Origin of the sequence: Bdellovibrio sp. HCB-110, from assembly GCF_047323225.1 — a bacterium.
GTDB lineage: Bacteria > Bdellovibrionota > Bdellovibrionia > Bdellovibrionales > Bdellovibrionaceae > Bdellovibrio.
The window spans coordinates 2335600-2357400 of the sequence record NZ_CP178750.1 but is presented as its reverse complement, the minus strand read 5'-3'; the positions used below and the strand labels follow the sequence as shown (position 1 = coordinate 2357400).

At 45.2% G+C, this 21801-nt stretch carries 15 protein-coding genes; 13 read left to right on the top strand and 2 right to left on the bottom strand.

The features are described from left to right. Positions 1-235 precede the first annotated feature (235 nt). The 10 genes from ACL934_RS11440 to ACL934_RS11395 all read left to right on the top strand — a co-directional run bounded on the left by ACL934_RS11440 (position 236) and on the right by ACL934_RS11395 (position 13243). The gene (locus ACL934_RS11440; protein ID WP_413612264.1) at positions 236-2854 is read left to right on the top strand and encodes an RCC1 domain-containing protein; all 2619 of its coding nucleotides are present in this window, start codon (positions 236-238) and stop codon (positions 2852-2854) included. 82 nt (positions 2855-2936) lie between these two features. Next, positions 2937-3344 (top strand): hypothetical protein, encoded by a 408-nt coding sequence (locus ACL934_RS11435; RefSeq protein ID WP_374073538.1) that lies wholly within the window; start codon positions 2937-2939, stop codon positions 3342-3344. Between the two features lie 164 nt (positions 3345-3508). Beyond that, complete coding sequence (locus ACL934_RS11430) at positions 3509-5650, top strand: S8 family serine peptidase (RefSeq protein ID WP_374073536.1); 2142 nt, start codon at positions 3509-3511, stop codon at positions 5648-5650. A gap of 184 nt (positions 5651-5834) precedes the next feature. Next, positions 5835-6329 carry a CarD family transcriptional regulator gene (locus ACL934_RS11425; protein WP_340592045.1) on the top strand — a complete coding sequence of 165 codons (495 nt, stop codon included), beginning with the start codon at positions 5835-5837 and terminating at the stop codon, positions 6327-6329. Positions 6330-6457: 128 nt separating this feature from the next. Beyond that, positions 6458-7939, top strand: a complete 1482-nt coding sequence (gene gltX, locus ACL934_RS11420; protein ID WP_374073534.1) for a glutamate--tRNA ligase — start codon at positions 6458-6460, stop codon at positions 7937-7939. A 7-nt stretch (positions 7940-7946) separates the two neighbouring features. Beyond that, complete coding sequence (gene cysS / locus ACL934_RS11415; protein WP_374073532.1) at positions 7947-9398, top strand: cysteine--tRNA ligase; 1452 nt, start codon at positions 7947-7949, stop codon at positions 9396-9398. A gap of 143 nt (positions 9399-9541) precedes the next feature. After that, complete coding sequence (locus ACL934_RS11410; RefSeq protein ID WP_374073530.1) at positions 9542-10495, top strand: ATP-binding cassette domain-containing protein; 954 nt, start codon at positions 9542-9544, stop codon at positions 10493-10495. Continuing rightward, positions 10492-11271, top strand: a complete 780-nt coding sequence (locus tag ACL934_RS11405; protein WP_374073528.1) for a hypothetical protein — start codon at positions 10492-10494, stop codon at positions 11269-11271. The genes ACL934_RS11410 and ACL934_RS11405 overlap by 4 nt, the downstream gene beginning before the upstream one ends. After that, a complete protein-coding gene (locus tag ACL934_RS11400) occupies positions 11272-12048 on the top strand; it encodes an ABC-2 family transporter protein (protein ID WP_374073526.1) in 777 nt (258 codons plus the stop codon). Between the two features lie 124 nt (positions 12049-12172). Next, the gene (locus ACL934_RS11395) at positions 12173-13243 is read left to right on the top strand and encodes a right-handed parallel beta-helix repeat-containing protein (RefSeq protein WP_374073524.1); all 1071 of its coding nucleotides are present in this window, start codon (positions 12173-12175) and stop codon (positions 13241-13243) included. Here ACL934_RS11395 and ACL934_RS11390 read toward each other — a convergent pair. After that, positions 13240-13731 carry a hypothetical protein gene (locus ACL934_RS11390; RefSeq protein WP_374073522.1) on the bottom strand — a complete coding sequence of 164 codons (492 nt, stop codon included), beginning with the start codon at positions 13729-13731 and terminating at the stop codon, positions 13240-13242. The two genes, ACL934_RS11395 and ACL934_RS11390, sit on opposite strands and share 4 nt — an antisense overlap. A 52-nt stretch (positions 13732-13783) precedes the next feature. Beyond that, on the bottom strand, positions 13784-16099 hold the full coding sequence (locus ACL934_RS11385) for a penicillin acylase family protein (RefSeq protein ID WP_374073520.1): 2316 nt from the start codon (positions 16097-16099) through the stop codon (positions 13784-13786). Positions 16100-16244: 145 nt separating this feature from the next. Here ACL934_RS11385 and uvrB point away from each other — a divergent pair, with 145 nt between their 5' ends. From uvrB to murJ, 3 genes are read left to right on the top strand one after another with little or no spacing between them, the layout of a single operon-like run. Further along, positions 16245-18323: an excinuclease ABC subunit UvrB gene (uvrB, locus tag ACL934_RS11380; protein WP_374073519.1), complete on the top strand. Its 2079-nt coding sequence runs from the start codon at positions 16245-16247 to the stop codon at positions 18321-18323. Beyond that, positions 18310-20202 carry an excinuclease ABC subunit UvrC gene (gene uvrC, locus ACL934_RS11375; RefSeq protein WP_374073517.1) on the top strand — a complete coding sequence of 631 codons (1893 nt, stop codon included), beginning with the start codon at positions 18310-18312 and terminating at the stop codon, positions 20200-20202. The genes uvrB and uvrC overlap by 14 nt, the downstream gene beginning before the upstream one ends. Further along, the gene (gene murJ / locus ACL934_RS11370) at positions 20199-21761 is read left to right on the top strand and encodes a murein biosynthesis integral membrane protein MurJ (protein WP_374073515.1); all 1563 of its coding nucleotides are present in this window, start codon (positions 20199-20201) and stop codon (positions 21759-21761) included. The genes uvrC and murJ overlap by 4 nt, the downstream gene beginning before the upstream one ends. The last annotated feature ends 40 nt before the right edge of the window (positions 21762-21801 follow it).

Below are 21801 nucleotides of genomic sequence, written 5' to 3'. Positions count from 1 at the left end.
TGATGCTTCCAGCTTTTCAAGCAACAGAGAGAGTGAGATTTCATCTGTAGTTTTCAGATACATCCATTTTCTGAACTTGCATATGCGATCCACAGGCTCGCGCAATGGAACTTTTCTAGGGAACATTCTTTTTTCGATAAACCGTCTCTATTTTATAAAAATCCTGTTTTTTCATAAAGCGAGGGACGCTCTTTTCCGAGAAGTTTTTATCAAACACTTTTCCGGAGCGTCGGTCGTGCAAAAAATTTTCTTTCTTCTTGGAATGATTTTACTGCTTAGTGGCTGCAATATCGACGTCGCCCTTTTTCGTCCAAAGGCAGGAGCCCTTCCTGACTTAGGTTCCGAGGAACCTCCTCCGTCTCCTATAACTCCCTCCGGAAAAATTCAAATTGGCGGCAGTGTACAGAAAGTGGTGACGGGTTTTTCTCATACCTGTGTGATTCTAGATTCCGGTGATGTGAAGTGCTGGGGCGCAAACGGCGATGGTCAGTTGGGTTACGACGATCAAGTCGCCCGAGGTTCCGCTCCTGGATCTGTTTCCTCATTAGCGGCCGTCAACTTGGGAGCTGGAAGAACCGCGATAGATCTTGCTGCCGGGGCCTATTTTACGTGCGCTATTCTTGATACAGGTGATGTGAAATGTTGGGGCGATAATTACTCGGGCCAGCTTGGATACAATGACTGGGTTGATCGCGGAACGACAGCAGGCAGTATGGCCTCTTTGTCGCCGGTGTTTCTCGGTGTGGGAAGAACAGCTAAATCCATCGATGCCGGTTTTGATCACGTCTGCGTGATTTTAGACACCGATGATCTTAAATGTTGGGGCACAAGTGGAGACGGTCAATTGGGACTGGATCGCAATGACGATGTCGGTGATGCTGCCAACGAAATGCAAACCCTCGGAACCGTGAATGTCGGAGTCGGGCGTAAAGTGAAATACCTGGCGGCCGGAGGACTTCATACATGTGCTATTCTTGATACCGATGATCTTAAGTGCTGGGGTTACAACGGCAGTGGTCAGCTTGGTTATGATAGTTGGGATAATATCGGCGATACGGCCGGTCACATGGCGGCTCTTGGTGTTGTAAATTTGGGCGCGGGTCGTAAAGCCAAGAAAGTGACTGTGGGTGATGAACACACCTGCGTGATTTTAGATACGAATGAAGTGAAATGCTGGGGTGACGGAAGTTACGGAAGCACTGGTTACGATGACGAAAATTATCGTGGCGGTGATCCTGGGGATATGGCAGCTCTTGTGCCTGTTAATCTTGGAGTGGGGCGTACGGCAAAAGATATTCAAGCCGCTTTTTATCACACCTGTGTGATTCTCGATAACGATCAGGTGAAATGTTTTGGTGGTAATTTTTCCGGACAACTTGGATACAATGACCTGCAAGAGTACGGAACTTCACCGGGTTCTATGGCGGCTTTGCCAACAGTTAATTTAGGAACGGGAAGAACAGCGAAGTCTCTTTCTTTGGGAAGGTCTTATTCTTGCGCCATCCTTGATACCGATGATCTTAAGTGTTGGGGCGAGAATACCAGCGGAAAACTGGGGCAGGAAGTTTCGCATAATTTCGGTTCTGTCGATTTCGATGTTGAAGATTTAGGTGTCGTGAATTTAGGTGGCGCGACTCTGCAAGTCGCCGTGGGCTCTCAGCACTCCTGTGCCGTTCTTGTCTCTGGAGATTTGAAGTGCTGGGGCTTTAATGGCAGTGGTCAGCTTGGCTATGATGATACAGTTTCTCGCGGGAAGACCGCGGGCTCTATGGCAAGTCTTTCTGCCGTCTTTCTTGGCGCGGGAAGAACAGCTAAGAAGGTTTTCATAGGAACAAACCACACCTGTGTCATTTTAGATAATGATCAAGTCAAGTGTTGGGGAGCCAATGGCAGCGGTCAACTCGGATATGACAGTACAACATCGAAGGGAAATACAGCAGGCTCTATGGCCGGGCTCGGATATGTCAACTTGGGCGCGGGTCGAACGGCGAAAAGTTTGGCATTAGGTGTTGGTCAAACATGTGCCATTTTAGATAACGACCAAATGAAATGTTGGGGTGGTAATTCCAACGGAGAATTGGGTTACGATTCCACGACAAACAAAGGAAATACCGCAGGCTCCATGGCCACGTTGGGTTACGTGAATTTAGGTGCGGGTCGTACAGCGAAAGCCATTGCTGCCGGAGCTTTACATACATGCGCTATTTTAGATACGAACGGTGTGAAATGCTGGGGTTACAATAACTTTGGAAATCTCGGAATTGATTCAACGGCCAACAAGGGCAATACGGCAGGTTCCATGGCCACTCTGGCGGAAATAAATCTAGGTGCGGGAAGAACGGCCTTGAGTATTGCGGCGGGCCTTCACTCTACTTGTGTTGTTCTTGATACCTTTCAAGTAAAATGCTGGGGAGACAACTCCGATGCTCAACTTGGTTATGGCGACACAGCTATCCGCGGAAATGTCGCAGGTTCCATGGCGGCTTTGGGAGTTGTGAATCTAGGTGCAGGAGTGACGGCGAAATCAGTGCGCATGGGATGGTATAATACATGCGCCACGCTCAGTGATGATCAAATCAAATGTTGGGGAAAAAATACCGACGGGCAACTTGGTTATAACGATACGACGGCCCGCGGAGGCACTGCTGCGTCGATGACATCTCTTGGAACTGTGAAGTTGGGTGAAGGGCGCAGTGTTCAAAATATCGCCGTTTCTAATCACGTTTGTGCGGTTTTAGACAATGGCGATGTGAAGTGCTGGGGAAAAAACAATGAGGGACAAGCTGGTTACGACAATCAAACGAAGTACGGTTCCGGCAAAGTTATGGAAGATCTTTTGTTAATTGGCGAATAATTTTGCAAAAGAGTTTTTATTTTTCCTCTTGTCCACGACGAAAATCCTTGTCACTATTAAATCAACACAAGGACGTGTTCGAATGAAAAAAAGTATTCTCAGCGTTGTAACGGCATCTCTCTTCGTTTCTATCAGCTCTTGGGCGGCGGCTCCGAACTATAAAGTGAGCATGCGTGTAGGCCTTAAAGGGCAATCTCCTATTTCTATCAATACGGTTGCAAAATCCGGCAAAAAAAGTTTCGTAAGTCAGTTCTCTGACGACGGACAAACAGAAACTTTGGTGGAAGTGTTTGCAAAAAAATCCCAAGTGAACAGAAAAGACGGTTTGTTCATGGATGTTCTCGTAACAAAACGTGTGCGTGGGCAATCCAAAGTTTCTGAAAGAGCTCAAATCTTTGCACCAGAAAACCAAGAGATGGAATTTGGCATGAACTCCAAAGGGAGAACTGCTGGAAATCTTTCCTTGGCAGTGATGGCTCATCAACTCTAAAGGTACCTGCTTCCCTCCGTGCTGATTTCGGAACATAGGCATGTACTTTTTCAGCACAGAGGGAAGCAGGTACCCCTAGAGTTTTCACTCAGTGCGGCATCGGAATTCTTTATTGCTCCACGACTTCGGTCGTGATCTGATTTTCCTCGTAGAGGGGGAAATCTATGAATCATCTTGTGAAAAATATCACAGCGGCAACTGCAGTGGCGATGCTTACTGTGAGTGCAGCAAGTGCCGGAACTGTTCTTAAATTGAACGCTGGTGCGATTGATACAAATAAAATTTCTAACAACTTCGCAGCATCTTGGATGATGGAAGCTCAGGCGACTGAGTACATCGTGCAATTCAAGAAAGCGATCACAGAAGCAGACAAAGCAAAACTTAAAGGTCAGTTTGAAGTTTTCGGCTACCTTCCAGATGATGCTTTGGTTGTTCGCGGAACTTACGCAAACCTTATCAGCTTCAAAAATAGCCACCCAGAAGTTCAAGCAGTGGTTAAATACTCTCCTTCTTATAAAGTAAGTTCTTTGTTTGAAGCAGCGAGCATCTTTAATAAGGACGCAGTTCAAAGCGTTCTAGTTAAAACATTTAAAGCTTCAGAAACAGAAGTTATCGCTGATAAAATGACAGCCCTAAATCCTAAAGTAGAACTTCAAGTTGTTGATGGAAAGTCCATCATGGCCTTGGTTCCTCGTGGCGCGGTTGCTCAAGTGGCGGCTTTGACGGGTGTTGAAAACGTTCAACCAACTCCAGAAATCGAGCCATTCCATTTCGTGATGGATCAAGATATTGCAGGCGATGTTCATGCAACTGCGGCGGGCGATTATTCTGACCTGACAGGTGATGAGCCTGGAACTCGCGTGATGAAATTTGATGCGGCATGGGCGATGGGCTACACAGGCCGTGGTCAGATCGTATCTATGGCTGACACAGGTTTGGATTCCGGTAATGCCGGAGCCATTCATCAAGACTTTGCTGGTGGCGTGATCTCTGGTTACCCCTTCGGTTTGTGGTCTAAAACTTGGGACGATCCAATGGGTCACGGAACTCACGTTGCCGGATCTGTGATGGGTCGCGGAACTGCTTCAAAAGGTCTTCTTAAAGGTGGAGCTTACGAAGCGCAAATGGTGGCTGAAGGTATGTGGTCACCAATGCTTAAAAACTTAAGCGTTCCTTCTAAATTGGGCGATCTTTTCGCAAAAGCTCACGCTGATGGCGCTCGCATCCACACAAACTCTTGGGGTGGTGCTCGTACTTTCGGTGCTTACGACAACTTCGCAGTGCAAGTTGATGAATGGCTTTACGCAAATCCAGATATGTTGGTTCTATTTGCTGCAGGTAACTCTGGTGCGGATAAAAACAAAGACGGTCGCATTGATGCGAACTCAATGGCGTCTCCTGGAACAGCGAAAAACGTTCTTACTGTAGGTGCTTCTGAAAATAAAGTAACTACAGGTGGTATCCAAGTTCCAATCAGCAAATTGAGAGCTGCCAAAGATGAATGGCCTGCGGAACCAATCTACAGCGATTACATCTCTAACAATGAAAACGGTATTGCGATGTTCTCTTCGCGTGGTCCAACGACAGATGGCCGTGTGAAACCAGATATCGTAGCTCCCGGAACGAACATCTTGAGTGTTAAATCTCAGGTGAAAGACGCTTCTGATTTGTGGGGCGCTTACAACAAAGACTACGTTTGGTCTGGCGGTACTTCAATGGCAACTCCGTTGACTGCGGGTGCAGCAGCGATTGCTCGTCAAGTTCTTGTGGAAAAATTGGGTTTCCAAAATCCATCAGGCGCTTTGATGAAAGCAACAATGATCCACACAGCGGTTGATATGTATCCAGGTCAATTCGGTGAGATCGGTGCGGCTCGTGGCCAAGAGATTTTGACTCGTCGTCCAAACTCTGACGAAGGTTACGGTCGTGTGGATGTTTCTAATATCGCGAATTTGGGACCTCAAACAAAAATGATCGACAACCGCCAAGGTGTTGCTCAAGGATCTGAGGTTTCTTACGAATTCACTTTGTCTCGCGCAGGCAAGCTTTATGCGAACCTTGTTTGGACAGATGCTCCGGGTTCAGCGAATGCAGCTCAAGCTCTAGTGAACGATTTGGATTTGGTTCTAACTCTTCCAAATGGTCAAACTTTGAGCATGAACGACCACGTGAACAACTTAGAAATGATCGAAAAAGCAGACCTTCCTGCAGGAACTTACAAGCTGACTGTTAAAGGTTATAAAGTTCCACAAGGTAAGAACGGTGCCCAAGCGTACGCTTTGGTTTATACGGCGACAGAGATTTAGTTCTAACTTTATAGTGTAAATTATTGAAATAATTGGGAAAGGCTCGGTTTAATCTGGGCCTTTCTCTTTTGAAAAAACCTCTGAAATTATTTCCAGACACGGTGCTCTGATTTGATAACTCGTGTCAAATTTGATAGAACGTTGAAGGTCGTAACCCTATCTAATTTCAGGGGGAGGTTCTCGAATGCAGACGTTTAGTATCGGTGATAATGCAGTTTATCCTGGCTATGGCGTTGTTAAAGTGGTTTCTATTGAAACCAAAGAGATGTTGGGCACAAAGACAACATTCTACAATATGCAGTTAGTGGACACAGGCCTGAAAATCATGATTCCAACAACGAACGTTAAGTCTGCGGGACTTCGTCCTATTATTTCAAAGACTGAAGCGGCGCGCGTTGTGGGTATTCTTAAAGAAAAAGACATCAAGATCGACAACCAAACATGGAATCGCCGTTATCGCGAATACATGGAGAAAATCAAAACAGGTTCTGTTTTCGAAATTGCTGAAGTTTTACGCGATTTGTTCCTTCTAAAAGCGGACAAAGAGCTTTCTTTCGGCGAGCGCAAGATGCTTGATTCCGCGCGCAGTCTTCTTCTTAAAGAACTCACTTTGGCAACAAGCCAAGAAGAGCTTTTCAAAGAAGAAGAAGTAAAAGCGATCTTCGGGATTACTGCCTAACGGCGGATGCCGGCAGAGCCGAAGCGCCTGTGGCGCGCAGGCTGAAGCAGCACTGGACGAACTCCAAAAAACATAATAAATTCAAGGCTTGGTTTTAAAGACCAAGCCTTTTTTATTTTGGAGCATCCATGACCTCAAAAATCGCCCCTCATCCTCGCGTTCGTTTTGCCCCATCTCCGACTGGATATTTACACGTCGGTGGAGCCAGAACCGCTCTTTACAACTATCTTTTTGCTAAGAAAAACGGCGGCGAATTCATTCTTCGTATCGAGGACACGGATGAGGCGCGCTCCACAGAGGAATCACTTCGCGGAGTGGTGGATGATCTTGTGTGGTTGGGGCTTCTTTGGGATGAAGGTGTTGATCCAAAAACTTTGAAAGATGTGGGCCCGAACGGTCCTTATCGTCAAAGTGAGCGTCAACATATCTACAAAAAATACGCGGACCAACTTCTTGAAGCGGGCAAGGCTTACTATTGCTTTTTGACGGATGAAGAAATTGAAAAACAAAGGGCAGAAGCTTTGGCGGCAGGTCGCTCTCCCCATGTGAATTCTCCTTATCAAGATTGGTCTTTGCAAAAAGCTTTGGATCATTTGAAAGCGGGGAATCGCGGTGTTGTGCGCTTTAAAACCAAAGGTCTTGCGAAAGATTATATCTTTACAGATCTTGTGCGCGGTGAAGTGAAGTTCCCGTCAGACATGGTGGGGGACTTTGTTCTTTTGCGCTCGGATGGTATGCCTGTTTATAACTTCTGCTGCGTTGTTGATGATCACTTGATGAAGATCACGCATGTGTTCCGTGCGGAAGAACATCTACCAAATACTTTGCGCCAAATGATGATCTATGAATCTTTGAATTGGCCTTTGCCAGAGTTCGGTCACATGGCTTTGATCTTGGATGAAGATCGTCAAAAGCTTTCTAAGCGTAAAGGGGCCGTGGCTTGCGGTCAGTTGAAAGAAGAAGGTTATTTGGCTTCTGCGGTTTTGAACTTTATCGCTCTTCTTGGTTGGTCGCATCCGGAAGGCAAAGAGATCATGACTGTCGAAGATATGAAACAGGCCTTTGATATCTCCCGTTTGAATCCATCGGGAGCGATCTTTGACCGTGTGAAATTCAAGTGGATGAACTCGATGCACTTGCGTGCGCTTCCGAATGCAGAGCTTTGGAAAGCGATTCAACCTTTCTTGGCCCGTGAGAAAATGGAACTTCCGCAAGATCCTGTATGGCAAGACAAGTCTATTTCTTTGTTTAAGCCTTACATGGAAATTTTGGCGGATGCGATTGAGCTTTATAAACCGCTCAATGATAAGTCCTATGTGATCTTGCCTGAAGCTGATGAAACTTTGAAGTGGGAACCGACAAAAGCAGTTTTGGCTGCGTGGTTGGATCTTGTAAAAGCTCATCCTACTGATTTTATGACGGAAGATGAGTTCTTGAAGTATCAAGATGAAGTGAAAAACAAGACGGGTGCTAAAGGGAAAAATCTCTTTATGCCAATTCGTGTGGCGGTTATCGGGAAACCTCACGGCGCTGAATTAAAAATCTTGGTTCCTTTGATTAAGAAAACTTCATTGGTTGCTCGTGCAGAGCAGGCTTTGGCTGCAACGTAGGTGAAATATGTCTTTAAAAATTTACAGCACCCTCAGTCGTCAGACAGAAGAATTTAAACCACTCACTCCGGGTGAGGTGAAAATCTACGTCTGCGGTCCAACGGTTTATAATTTTTTGCACGTGGGAAATTTCCGCGGTGTTGTATTTTTTAACTTGGTTCGCAACTGGCTTGAAGAGATTGGCTACAAAGTTCAGTACGCTCTGAACTTTACGGATGTAGATGATAAAATTATCGCGCGCGCCAATGAAATGGGAAAAGCCGCAGGAGATGTTTCTGAGCTTTATATCGCGGAATACAAAAAAGATTTCGCCGCGTTGGGGTTGAGACCTCACGATTTTAATCCCAAAGTCACAGAGCACATGGACGGTATCCGTGACGTGATTTCTAAGTTGATTGAAAATAAAAAGGCCTATCAAGTCGATGGCGATGTGAACTACTCCGTGTCTTCTTTTAATGGTTACGGAAAATTGAGCGGTCGTAAGGTCGAAGATCAACAAGCCGGCTCTCGCATTGATGTGGATGAAAAAAAACACAACGCGGAAGACTTTGCTCTTTGGAAATCGGCTAAGGCCGGGGAAATTTCTTGGCCTTCACCGTGGGGTCCGGGGCGTCCTGGTTGGCATATCGAATGCTCGGCGATGATCAAAGATATCTTTGGTGACCAGATCGACATTCATGGTGGCGGTATGGATTTGATTTTCCCGCACCATGAAAATGAAATCGCACAAAGTGAAGGCTGTACACACAAACAATTTGTGAGCTACTGGATGCACTGGAATATGATCAATTTCGGCGCACAAAAAATGTCGAAGTCTTTGGGGAATATCGTTTCTATGCGTGAGTTCCTTGAGGTGAATCCGGCGGAAGTTTACAAATGGATGATGCTCAATGTGCACTATCGCAGCGTGAGTGATTTTTCGGATGATTCTATCGGTCGTGCAGTGACAGGTCTTGCGCGTATTTATTCGGCATTGGCGGTGGCTGAAAGCTATCTAAATCCGGATATAGCGACGACAGATGCAGGGTTTGAAAAGATCACGGAAGAGGCTTGGGATAAAGTCGTCAATGCGCTCAACGATGACTTCGGAACTCCGGAAGTTTTTGCGACTTTGTTTGAGGTGACTCGTCAGTTCAATAATCAAGTTCGTCGTGGTTTAAAAGTAAATCCGGCGATCCAAGGTAAGGCGTTGGCGTATCGCAACTTCGTTCATCGCGTGGGTGCTTTGATGAGCTTGTTCCAGCAACCAGCTCAAGCTTTCTTGCAAGATATGGATAGCCGTTTGCTTGCTCAGATGAAAATTGAGCGTTCGGCGGTAGAGGCTTTAGTCGCAGAAAGAGCGGCCGCTCGTGCCGCGAAAGACTTTGCGAAGTCCGATGAAGTCCGGGCAAAACTCACTGAGATGGGAATCTCTGTCAGTGACACGCCCGAAGGCAGCTTCTGGGAAGTGACGAAATAGGTACCTGCTTCCCATCGTGCTGATTTGGTACATACTATGGTAAAGAATCACACGATTGATGACCCTCTATAATTAGAAACCGTTGTGGATGAGATAAAAAAATCTTTCTTGTCTAGCTAACAACGGTCTTCTACTTTCTTAGAATGCAATCAATCATCGCTCGCAATCTCTCGAAGTCTTATCCAAAACGCAACAAACAAGAAGAACACTTCTTTGCTGTCCGCGATTTAAATTTCGAAATTAATGAAGGTGAAGTCGTCGCTTTTCTAGGTCCCAATGGGGCAGGGAAAAGCACGACGATCAAAATGCTATGTGGGATTTTGACTCCGACTTCAGGGGAGGCTCATATCATGGGTCTTCCAGCGGGCAGTCGCGAGGCTAATAAGAAGTTGGGTCTTGTGTTTGGCACTCGCAGTCAGCTCTATATGCACATGACGGTTTTTGAAAGTCTTGATTTGATTTCTGAAATCTATTTTGTCACGGGTGCTGAAAAGAAGAAGCGCATTCAACATCTGGCAGAGCTTTTTCAAATTGAAGGGCATTTGCAATCTCGTGTTCGGACATTGTCCTTAGGGGAGCGTATGCGCTGTGAACTTGTGGCCTCGTTGATTCATCGTCCCCGAGTTCTTTTGGCGGATGAACCGACGATTGGTCTGGATGTGGTTGCAAAAAACAAACTGCGTGAACTTATTCGTGCTTGGCAACAAGAAGAAAAGACGACTTTGCTTTTAACAAGTCATGATCTTTCCGACGTCGAAGCTCTTTGTCATCGCTGCATTTTAGTAGACCATGGGCAGAAGCAGTACGACGGCCCTTTGGCGGGATTAAAAGGGGATTTGAGCGGTCTTCGTCGCTTGCATATTACTGTGGCCGAGAAAGAAAAAGGCCAACTCTTGGGCGATGCCCGTATTCAAAGTATTTCAGGTTCGGGCGAGTATGTTCATAAGTATGAGGTTCACACTTCCAAAATCCCAATGACAGAAACAATATCGCGTCTTTCTCAGCACTATGGGGATTCGCTCCAAGATTTACAAATTTTTGAAGTGAGTTTAGAAGAAGTATTAAGTGCTCGTTTCGCACATCGAGAGATCCGATGAACGTATTGTCTTTTCATATTCGCAATGCGACTTTCACTTTTCGAGAGTCATGGACCAATCTTGCTAACAGCATTGTGGGTTTCATGCTTTTCCCCGTGTTCATGTTTATTTTGGCGCGCATGTGGGAGAAATTTAACGGACACTTAGGTAACTATACTTATAAAGAGATGCTCGCTTACATCGGCGCGACTGAGATTCTGTTCATGACATTTTTAAGAACAGGAAATATCAATCAAGCAAGCAGTGACTTCTCTTTGAGTTTGGCACGGCCTCGCTCTTGGCTTGCGACACAGTTTTCGGCTCTTTACGGAAAGACTTTGGGCGCGCGACTGGTGATGACAGCTCTCTTGTTGCCGTTGCTTGTTGTATTCGGTCTTGCATGGGCGGACTCTACGGTCATTGTTGGGCGTCTTTTAATCTTGCTTTTGCCATTAGGAATCTTGCAGGCGCTATATTCATTATTGTTTTCGTGTGCCCATGTACGTTGGGAGATGACAAGCTATCTGACATTGCCATTTGGAAAGTTATTTTTAATCTTTGGCGGAGTCTTTGCTCCGGTGTCTGATTTTTCTGAGCCCGCACGTTCGATTCTTTTAAAGATGCCAACGTCTGATATTTTCTTTCAGCCGGCTTATTTTGCCGTGAAGGGATATTTTTATGAAATGTCCTTGGGCGAATGGATCTTGAGAGTCAGCATACAAGCCCTGGCTTTGATGGTTCTTAATTATTTCTTCTTTAGATACTCAAAACGTCATCATCAGAGTTTTGGGGGATAGATGTTAAGACTTTTAGCAAAAGCATTTCGTTATAACTGGAGCGCGCAGGCTTCTAATAAAGTGAATCTTTGGGCCGCTCTTTTGACGATGATTCTGAATAACATTCTATTTCTATACGGAATGTGGTTGATGCTCTTTGATGGGAAGTCTCAGAACAAACCCTTGTTCCCATATTATTTAACGATGACCGTTCTTGCTTATATCGGCTGGGGGAGTCTCAATTTCTTTTTGGGTGGGTTGAGAGTTCTAGGTGAAATGATCGACAATGGAAAATTGGAGCCGATGTTGGGAACTCCAAGGTCTCCGTTGTTGTTGGTCGCAATTAGCGAGTCGAGTGCAACAGCTTTGGGTGACTTGATTCAGGGAATTGTGACTTTAGGAGTGCTATTTTGGTTGCAAGAGTATGACTGGGTTCTTCGCGCGGCTTTTTGTAGTGGAATTGTGATTGTCGGATTTGCCGCGATCTTTATTGCTGCAGGGACACTGGCTTTCTTTATGAGTCGTGGGGCTTCGCTGAGTTTCTTTATTATCGAGAGCACTCTGTCTTTTACGATGTATCCCATGACGAAAATTTTAGAAGGGTCATCGCGTTGGATTTTGTATCTAATTCCAGCGACACTGACAGCCACTTTGCCGATTGCGTGGGTTGAGGAGGCAGGATGGCAGCATTTCGCAGTTATGGTGGCTTGTACTGTGATGTTCTTTATTTTGAGCGTGATGTTCTTTTATAGGGGACTTCGCAGATACCGTGCTGCTAGCTATATTTCGTCTCGTTAATTTCCTTTGGTGCTCTCTGGGAGATAGCGAAATCACTGTCTCTGAGTGAGATTTTCTTAAGAAGAGGGGGATTTTCTCCGATAAAATACGGTCACGGATTTTGTGATCGTTTCGGAGGAATTCCATGTTTCGTTCCATTGCCATTTTGGGTCTTTTTGTCGTTTCAGGTGCTTCCGCAGCGCCAACCTGTGATGCCACTGTCCTAAAAAGTTTAACCGAGCCAGCAACGGAAGCCGCAAAGTCTGTGTCTCTAAAATGCTCTTTAAAACTGTCGTCCTCGACGGTCGTAACAAAGCAGATCATCTTTGATGGTGAAGCGGCAAGTGGAGTTGTTCTGGATTGTGCCGGTGCGACTCTGGATGGGCGGGGTGTGAATGCAGATCAGGATATGATCATGATTCGCTCCAAAAAACTTGCGAAGCCTTCAGCGGATGGAAGTCTGTGGAGTGCTCCGCAAGATATTACTATTAAAAACTGCAAGATCTTTGGTTCTATGAGGATCTATGGGATGGCTAAGAACGGTGAGGGCGCGGATCTGCGTGAGTCTTCGCGATTGGATAAAAATCACACTCAAAGAGCGCAAAAAAATGCTCCTAAAAATATTCTTTTAGATAATCTCACGATCACGGGAAAATCCCGTGTGCCTTTGGATCTAAGTCCTGGGGTGACAAAGGTGACTCTTCAAAACTCGAATTTAACGGGAACTTCGTCAAGTGTTGCCATGTATTTGGATGCGGAATCGGGATTTAATATCATTCGCAACAACTATATTCACGTCGAAACAGAAAGCCGTGAGCAAGTTGCCGTGGATGCTTCTGCTTATAACACCATTACCGGAAATCGTTTTTCTGGACTAAATCACGGCGGAATTTATCTTTATAGAAATTGCGGGGAAGGTGGAACAATCCGACATCAGTCTCCGACGCACAATCAGATCTTGGATAACAAGTTTTACTACGACAAATACAAAGGCTCTAATCCCGCTGTCTATCTTGGATCGCGCAATGGAAACAGAGGCTACTGTGGTGATGATGAGGGATTTCCTTGGGGTTCTAGTGTGAATAACAATGATTTCGCGACGGAGAATATTGTTGCGAATAATCTTTTTAGAAAAAGAGACCCCTCATCTCTTATTGTGCAAAGAAGTAAACCCAATAAAATCCAGAATAATAAGTCTGTCGACGAGTTTAATTAAAGACCTGCGACGACAGAGTTTAAGTCAGGCTTTTTTACTTCGCCCGTGCTAGCATCACGGGTGTTTTTACTGACGACTCCAAAAGGAATATCACCCCACCATTTTTCGACCGTGCTTCCATCGGCGGTGACCATCGTCATTTTGCAAGTGTCATACATTCCGGCAGGGGTTGTGATCTTTTCGATTTTACCTCCCTGAAGAATACAATTAGCCATGATCTCTTTGTAACGCTCAGGAGAATAAAGACTGTCCACCTCGATGATTTGCGTGGTTGTTTCACTTCCCATCGTCGCGACAAATTTGACAGTCCATTTTTTAGTTTTTCGATCTTGAGCAATGACTTCTTTGACGATTTTGACTTCGACCGAGGTGCCATCGGGATGAGTGACCTCTCCTGTCCATTGAACTTTGTTGCCCACATTGGGATATCCAAATGCAGCGGCTGCCAAGAGTGTCGCAAAGAAAAAAGTAAAAATTTGCAATGCCATAACATCTCCTTCTTACAGAAGAGATAGTGGCACAGGGAATATCTCAGGAGACCTAATCTTTTTGAAAGGTGTGAAGAATCAGCTCGTGAGTTTTGGCAGCAGCGATGTCTTGTTCATCCATCAGTTGCGGGCGGTATTTTCCATCGAGGAACATCTGGACTTGGTCTTTGTAGAATGGCGAAAGAATATGTCCTGAATTTCCAATGGGATTTATGCCCCAGCTCTTTTGTGGGTTTGCAAAATCAATAATACGTCGAGTGGATGGGCCAGCGACAACTTTGAAATCGCCACCCATGGCGCGCATCTTGTTGTTGTTGATATCGTTATAAGCTCCCGGCATTGGATAAGGACCTAGGTTGAAGATCTTATCCAATGGAAAGCTTCTTCCCATCGGGTGTTTGTATTCAATCGTGTGCAAAGTTCCCCAGGTTGGATTGCCAGAAAGCTTTTCAGCGGCAGCGACAAAACCTTGTGAGATAACGTCCGTGTACTTGTGTTGAGTCCACCAAGCTGATGTCGGGTTTAAGATGGCTCTTTCATAAAACACCCAAGCATAAGGAGTGTTGAGGTAAGCGGCTTTTGTATCTTCGTCAAATCCTCCCAGCATGATTAAAATGTTTTCGTTATTCCACTGATGGAAAAGACTCGCTTCTTTGGAGTTGACGTCGGAGCGTAAGTTCCAAGATTTCAGGCCTTCCAATTGTTTTCTGTATTTATTGCTGTCGGCTTCATTGAGCTGAATGTGCTGCAAGAGCTTATCTAGGATATTTCTATTTTGGTAATTGAAGTTGTCTGTTTGGAGAGTCTTAAATTCCTCTGCACTCCATTGATCTTTTTCAGCCAGTGCTCGGCTGATAGTTTGATAGCGGTCGTCAGATTGCCAATCTCCACGAATATTTTCATTCAGCCCTGGAGGACGAGAATTTGCCGTGACGATCACGCCGGAAGCTGGATTCACTAAGTGGGGTTTGTCTTTCCAAGGTAAAACGCGCTCGTACTCGTCAGCACCGGATCCTCCATCAAGAAGCATGTCTGAATTGGGGTTTTTCTTTACGGCGATATCTCCAAAAACCCACCATGCGATATTGTCGGCATCAGCATACATGACATTAAGGCCGGGAGCTGTTGCGTATTGCAAAGCTTTTTCAAAAGCCGTGATGTCTTTGGCTTCACCCATCTCTCTTAATGATTTCATGGGGTTGTTTTCTATTTTATGAAAAGCCCACTTCAAAGAAAGATTTTTCTCCGTCAGAAATTCATCCATGATCGGACCATGGGCCGTCTCAATCATATTTACCACGAGATCAGGTTGATCTTTGATTTTGATGATCTCATTCCACTCTTGATAGGGTTGAGGTTTGCCTTTAAATAGAGCGGTCTTTTTGTCTTTATCCAGAGTTTCGCGATAAAGATCCATGTCATCCGCAAGAGACATCGTGAAGCCCCATGCGTGATGACGATTGTGTCCTAGGACTGCAAATGGAACGAGAGGAAGATAGTGTCCATAGATTTCAAACTCAGGCGTTTGAATGTGCGCTTCAAACCAAACGGCCGGGGAGCTAAATCCAATATGTGGGTCATTGGCGAAAATACTTTTTCCAGACTGAGAACGTTCCGGTCCCACGAGCCAAGAATTGCTTCCATCAAAAGACGGAGCAAAAAGACCTTCCGTAAAAAGCTCATAAGGGCTGAAGAAAGAATTCTCAGCGAGTTTCAGTGGAGCCTTCAGTGGATCGTTGCGCAAAGCTTGAAACTGCTCGTGAGAAAGTTTGCCGGCGATTTGAGTCATCAAAGGGTCTGCTTTCAAAGCAATACCAAAATTATAAGCCATGTGTCCGGTCATGATATAAGCATCTAGCGGAGTAAAGGGGCGAGACTTCATTCCCAGGATTTGCATTTCATAAGGAAGAGGGTGGTTGGCGGCATATTGGTTGATGCCATCAAAGTAAGCTTCCATCTCGGCCCATAGTTTTTCATCAAAACGACCTTGAGCTTTTTCAGAAGCAAGCATGCGTTCCATGGAGCGCTTTAGCATCAAACTGCGATAGAGTTTGTCACTCTTGAGAGCGACATCGCCAAACACTTCGCTGAGTTCGCCCTGAGTCATGCGACGAGAGAGTTCCATTTGGAAAAGTCTTTCGCTGGCCTGAATGAAACCTAAAGCTCTAAGGGCGTCCATTTTGTTTTCCGCGCGAATATGAGGAATTCCATAAGTGTCGCGGGTGATCTTAACGGGATGTGAGAGATTCTGGATTTTTAGAGATCCATCCAGCGGGGCTAAAGTGCTTTTCAGGAAGAAATAAATCCCAATTGAAGCCACACAGAGAAGAAGAACAAGGCCAAGAAGGCTGCGCTTTAAAATTTTCATGCACACTCACTTTCGAATAAAACTCGACAGTGAAGCAAGTACTTTGTTGTCACTGTGCAGAAATCGATCCCTAGACTTAAGATTGACGCATTGTAGACGCAAAAAATCCCCTGGCACCTTTTGGTTTTGTGATAGCATCGAAGGGATGGGCTCTTCATTTAAAAAGAACTTTCAATTGGTGTCGGAGTTTAAACCTTCTGGAGATCAGCCTCGGGCGATTGCGCAGATGAAGGAGAACTTTGAAGCAGGACTTAAACATCAAACTTTGTTAGGTGTGACGGGATCGGGAAAGACTTTCTCGATGGCGCACACGATTGCTAACCTCAATCAGCCAGCTCTGGTGCTTGCTCCGAATAAAACTTTGGCAGCCCAACTCTATGCCGAGTTCAAAGAGCTTTTTCCTCACAATGCGGTTGAGTACTTTGTCAGTTATTACGACTACTATCAACCCGAAGCTTATATTCCTTCTACGGATACTTATATCGAAAAAGATTCGGCCATCAACGAGCAGATCGATCGCATGCGCCACTCGGCAACGCGTTCTCTGTTTGATCGTCGTGATGTGATTATCGTGAGTTCGGTGTCTTGTATTTACGGTTTGGGATCTCCGGAAGCCTACGAAGGCATGATGATTCAAATTGTTTCCAATACGGAAATGAAGCGCGATCATCTTTTGCGCGAGCTTATTCGTATTCAGTATCAAAGAAACAATGTGGACTTCTCTCGCGGTACTGTGCGTGTGCGCGGGGATAATGTTGAAATCTTTCCTCCTTATGAAGAAGAGCGTGCGGTCCGTGTTGAGTTCTTTGGTGATTTTATCGAAAGACTTTCGTGGATTGATCCCTTGACGGGACAAGTTCTTGAAGAGCTGGATCAAGTCGGAATTTATCCGGGAAGCCATCACGTCACCAGTGAAGACAACTTGAAGCGCGCCATTGGCACGATTCAAGAGGAATTGCGTGAAAGACTTGTTGTGCTCAATCAAGAAATGAAGTTCTTGGAAGCTCAACGTTTGGAGCAAAGAACTTATTATGATATCGAGATGATGGAGCAAATGGGTTTCTGTCAGGGGATTGAGAACTACTCTCGCCATATGACAGGACGTGGACCTGGTGAACCGCCTCCGACATTGCTTGAATATTTCCCTAAAGAGTTTGTGACTTTTATCGACGAATCGCACGTAACGGTTCCGCAAATCGGGGGCATGTATCGTGGGGACCGTGCTCGTAAGTCGACTCTTGTAGAGCATGGATTCCGTCTCCCTTCGGCTTTGGACAATAGACCTCTGAACTTTCAAGAGTTTGAAAGTATGATGGACAAGGTTGTCTATGTGTCGGCAACCCCGGGTAACTATGAGTTGCAAAAATCAGAAGGTATTATCGTTGAACAAATCATTCGTCCAACGGGATTGATTGATCCTGTTGTCGAAGTTCGTCCGGTTAAACATCAAGTCGACGATCTTTTAAAAGAGATCCGCGAGCGCATTAAAAATAAAGAACGTGTTCTGATCACGACGTTGACGAAACGCTCTGCTGAAGACTTGACGGAATACTATGAAAGCCTTGGTATTAAAGTTAAATATCTGCACAGTGATATTCAAACAGTCGAAAGAACCGAGATCTTGCGAGATCTGCGTTTAGGTGTCTTTGATGTCCTGGTTGGGATCAATCTTCTTAGAGAAGGTTTGGATATTCCGGAAGTGAGTTTGGTGGGTATCACCGATGCCGATAAGGAAGGTTTCCTTCGTTCGGAGAGATCTTTGATCCAAACCATCGGTCGTGCGGCGAGAAATATCAACGGACGCGTAATTCTTTACGGCGATACCGTGACAGAAAGCATGCGCAAAGCCATCGGCGAGACTGAGCGTCGTCGTCGTATTCAGCAGGAATACAACGAAACGCACGGAATCACTCCACAGTCGATTCGTAAGAGAATCAAAGAAGGTCTTGGTGAAGTCTTCGATGGAACTTTGGTGAACACCGTGTTGACAGGTGAGGCAAAGGCCGGAGCCATCAATGCGAAGTTTGCCCATCAGCCGGATAAAATTCAGCAGGAGATCACGAAGCTTCGAGCGAAGATGAAAGAATACTCTGCAAACTTGGAGTTTGAAGAAGCGGCAAAGATCCGTGATGAAATCAAACGTTTGCAAATCACAGAGCTTAATTTAAGAAGTGGTGAAGTAGAATCAGACAGTGCGGAGGTCGTTAAGGATGGCCTCAAATAAATTCGATGAGTGCAGAGACAAAGTGAAGGAGTTCCCCATGCAAAGTGGGGTCTACCTCATGAAAAACTTGTCCGATAAAATTATCTATATCGGAAAGGCTAAGAATCTGCGCAATCGAGTGCGAAGCTATTTCACCGACAATAAGGATCACTCGCCGAAAACAAGGCTGCTTGTTTCAAATATCTGTGAAGTTGAATACATTCTGACAAAGACCGAGGTTGAAGCTTTCTTGCTTGAAGCCTCCCTTATTAAAAAACACCGTCCTAAATACAATATTCGTCTGCGTGATGATAAGGCTTATCCATACATTCGTTTTTCGTGGAGTGATGAGTTTCCGCGATTGTATTTGGCTCGTAAGGTAAAAAAAGACGGCTCTTTGTATTTTGGTCCCTACACTTCGGGTTTTGCAGTGCAAGCGACCATTCGGTTCTTAAATCGTACGTTCAAGATCCGTGACTGCGGAGACGCGATGTTCAAGACAAGAACTCGCCCTTGTATGACGTATCAAATTGGTCGTTGTACGGCTCCTTGCGTGAAGTATATCAACAAGGAAGAATATCGCGAGGAACTCGAAGGAGCGAAACTTTTTCTTAAAGGACAAAATAAGAAAGTCGTAAAAGCCATCACACAGAAAATGATGGTGGCCGCCGAAGAAGAAAAATTTGAGGTGGCGGCTCGTCTGCGTGACTCCGTTCAGGCGATCAAAGCAATTTTAGAAAAACAAGCTGTTATCAATGACACCTCTGAAAAAGACCAAGATGCCGTAGGTTTCTTTGGTGACGAGCGAGGCTGCTTGGTTGAAACAGTCCACGTCCGTGCGGGTCGAGTGATCGGAACGCGGTCTCACTATCTTCCTCACTTTGATCCAAATGATGCTGGTGAAGATCCACGGGAATGGTTGGTGGATTTCCTCAATCAGTATTACGAAGACAACTTTATTCCTGATGAAGTGCTATTGCCTGTAGATATCGGCTCTGATCTAACGAAGCTGATGGGTGAAGTTTTAAAAGAACGTTCTGGAAATAAGGCCGTTGTGCGTTTTGCAACAGACGAACGAGGACGCAACTTGGTTGAGATGGCCAATGAAAACTCTAAATCTCACTTCTTAAAGTATGTTTCTAAATCCGAAGAAAAACTTCGAGGTTTGGATGAGATCAAAGAGAAACTGCATTTGCCAGAAGTTCCTCGCCGTATTGAGTGTTATGATATTTCTACATTCCAAGGGGCTGAAACCGTCGCTTCTCAGGTGGTGTTTGAGGAAGGTGTTCCGGCTAAAGAGCACTACCGTCGCTATAAAATTAAAACGGTGAAGGGCATTGATGACTTTGCCTCTATGTATGAGGTTCTCAGTCGTCGATTCAAACATACGGAATACGATGATCCGCAGTTGATCGTGATCGACGGTGGTAAAGGGCAGTTGTCTCAGGCCATTAAGATTCTAAGTGAAATCGGTCGCAGTGATATTCCTGTCGTGGGATTAGCGAAGGCGCGGACCGAAAGTGATTTCCAAAAGCAGGAAGTGGAGTCCACGGAAGAAAGATTCTTCCTTCCGGGGCGGGCTAATCCGGTGATCTTTAAACACAACGCCGAAGCTCTGCATATTTTGACGGGAATTCGGGACGAGGCCCATCGTTTTGCCATCACTTATCATCGTAAGCTTCGCGAAAGCACCTCTTTAGAGAGTGAACTGGATTATGTCGTCGGTTTAGGTGAAAAAAGAAAGAAAGTTCTTTTGACTCATTTCAACTCTATTGATGAAATCAAGATGGCAGTGCCTGAGGAAATTGCTCAATTAAAAGGCTTCAATCGGGTGCTGGCAGAACGTATTCTGCTTCAATTAAACGAACCCGATGATGAAGATGCTGAGGTTGAAGAGTGAAGAGTCATGCCCTGTTAGTGGGTCTGGGAATTTTCTTAAGTCGTATCGCGGGCCTTGTCCGTGAACGTGTCTTTGCTCACTTCTTTGGAAACTCGGACGCCGGAGATGCTTTTAAAGCGGCTTTGAAAATTCCCAACTTCTTGCAAAATCTTTTTGGTGAAGGCGTTCTTTCCGCAAGTTTCATTCCTGTCTATGCCCAGTTATTAGCGAAAAAACATGACGAAGAAGCGGCGAAGGTCGCTTCTGTGATTGGAAGTTTACTTTTCGTCATGACGTCTTTGTTGGTTTTGCTAGGTGTTTTTGCGACGCCGTTTCTCATTGATCTTATTGCTCCTGGTTTTACGGGGGAAAAAAGAGAACTGACCATTCAGATTGTGCAAATTCTTTTCCCGGGAACGGGTTTTCTTGTCATGTCAGCTTGGTGCCTGGGAATTTTGAATTCTCATAGAAAGTTTTTTCTTTCTTATGTGGCTCCGGTTATTTGGAATCTGACGATCATTGCCACTCTTGTGATCTGGGGCTCAAGGCAAGGTCAATTTGAATTGGCAACGACAGTGTCTTGGGGACTGGTTGCAGGAAGCTTTTTGCAGTTTGCAGTGCAATTACCATCGGCGTTGCGATTAGGAAAAAAGATTTACCCATCGCTCAATACAAAGATCAGCCACGTTAGAACGATTATCACAAACTTTGTACCCGTGGTGATTTCTCGCGGAGTTGTGCAGATCAGCGCGTATATTGACAATATGCTGGCAAGTCTTCTGCCAACGGGAGCTGTGTCGGCATTGGCCTATGCTCAAACACTTTATTTGCTGCCTGTAAGTCTTTTTGGAATGAGTGTTTCTGTTGCCGAGCTTCCGGCAATGTCTCAGGCGACGGGCTCAGAGCACGAGATCAAAGAATACCTTCAAGGTCGTCTGAATCGGGGGCTTCAACAGATTGCATTCTTTATTATTCCTTCGGTTGTGGGATTTCTTTTGCTAGGAAATCTTATTGTGGGTGCTGTTTTTCAAACGGGTGAATTCCAAGAAGAAAACACTCGATACGTGTGGATGGTGTTGGCGGGCTCAACAGTAGGACTGTTGGCGTCGACATTAGGTCGTTTGTATTCTTCAACATTTTATTCATTGAAAGACACTAGAACACCTTTGCAGTTTGCAATTGTTCGCGTGATTTTCACAACGCTCTTGGGTGTTCTTTTTGCGTTCTATCTTCCAAAAGCATTGGGCTTTGATGCTCAATGGGGAACTCCGGGGTTAACTGCTTCAGCTGGCTTGGCCGGATGGATTGAATTCTATTTCTTAAGAAAAGCCTTGAATAAGAAAATCGGTAAAACAGGTTTAAGCTTTAAGTTCCAAATCAAAGTGTGGATCATCGCCATCATTAGCGCCAGTGCTGGAGCTTTGGCAGTTCACTATGGAATGGATAAAAGTATTCACGTCATCGCACGAGCGATCGTCGGTCTTTCTATCTATGGCGTTCTCTACTTTGCTTTAGGTTACGCCTTAAAAATAGAACAAGCCCACAGCTTTCTACAAAAGATTTTACGTCGTTTTAATTAATACGAATAGGCTAAATCCGAAGTGATCCGATTTACTGTAG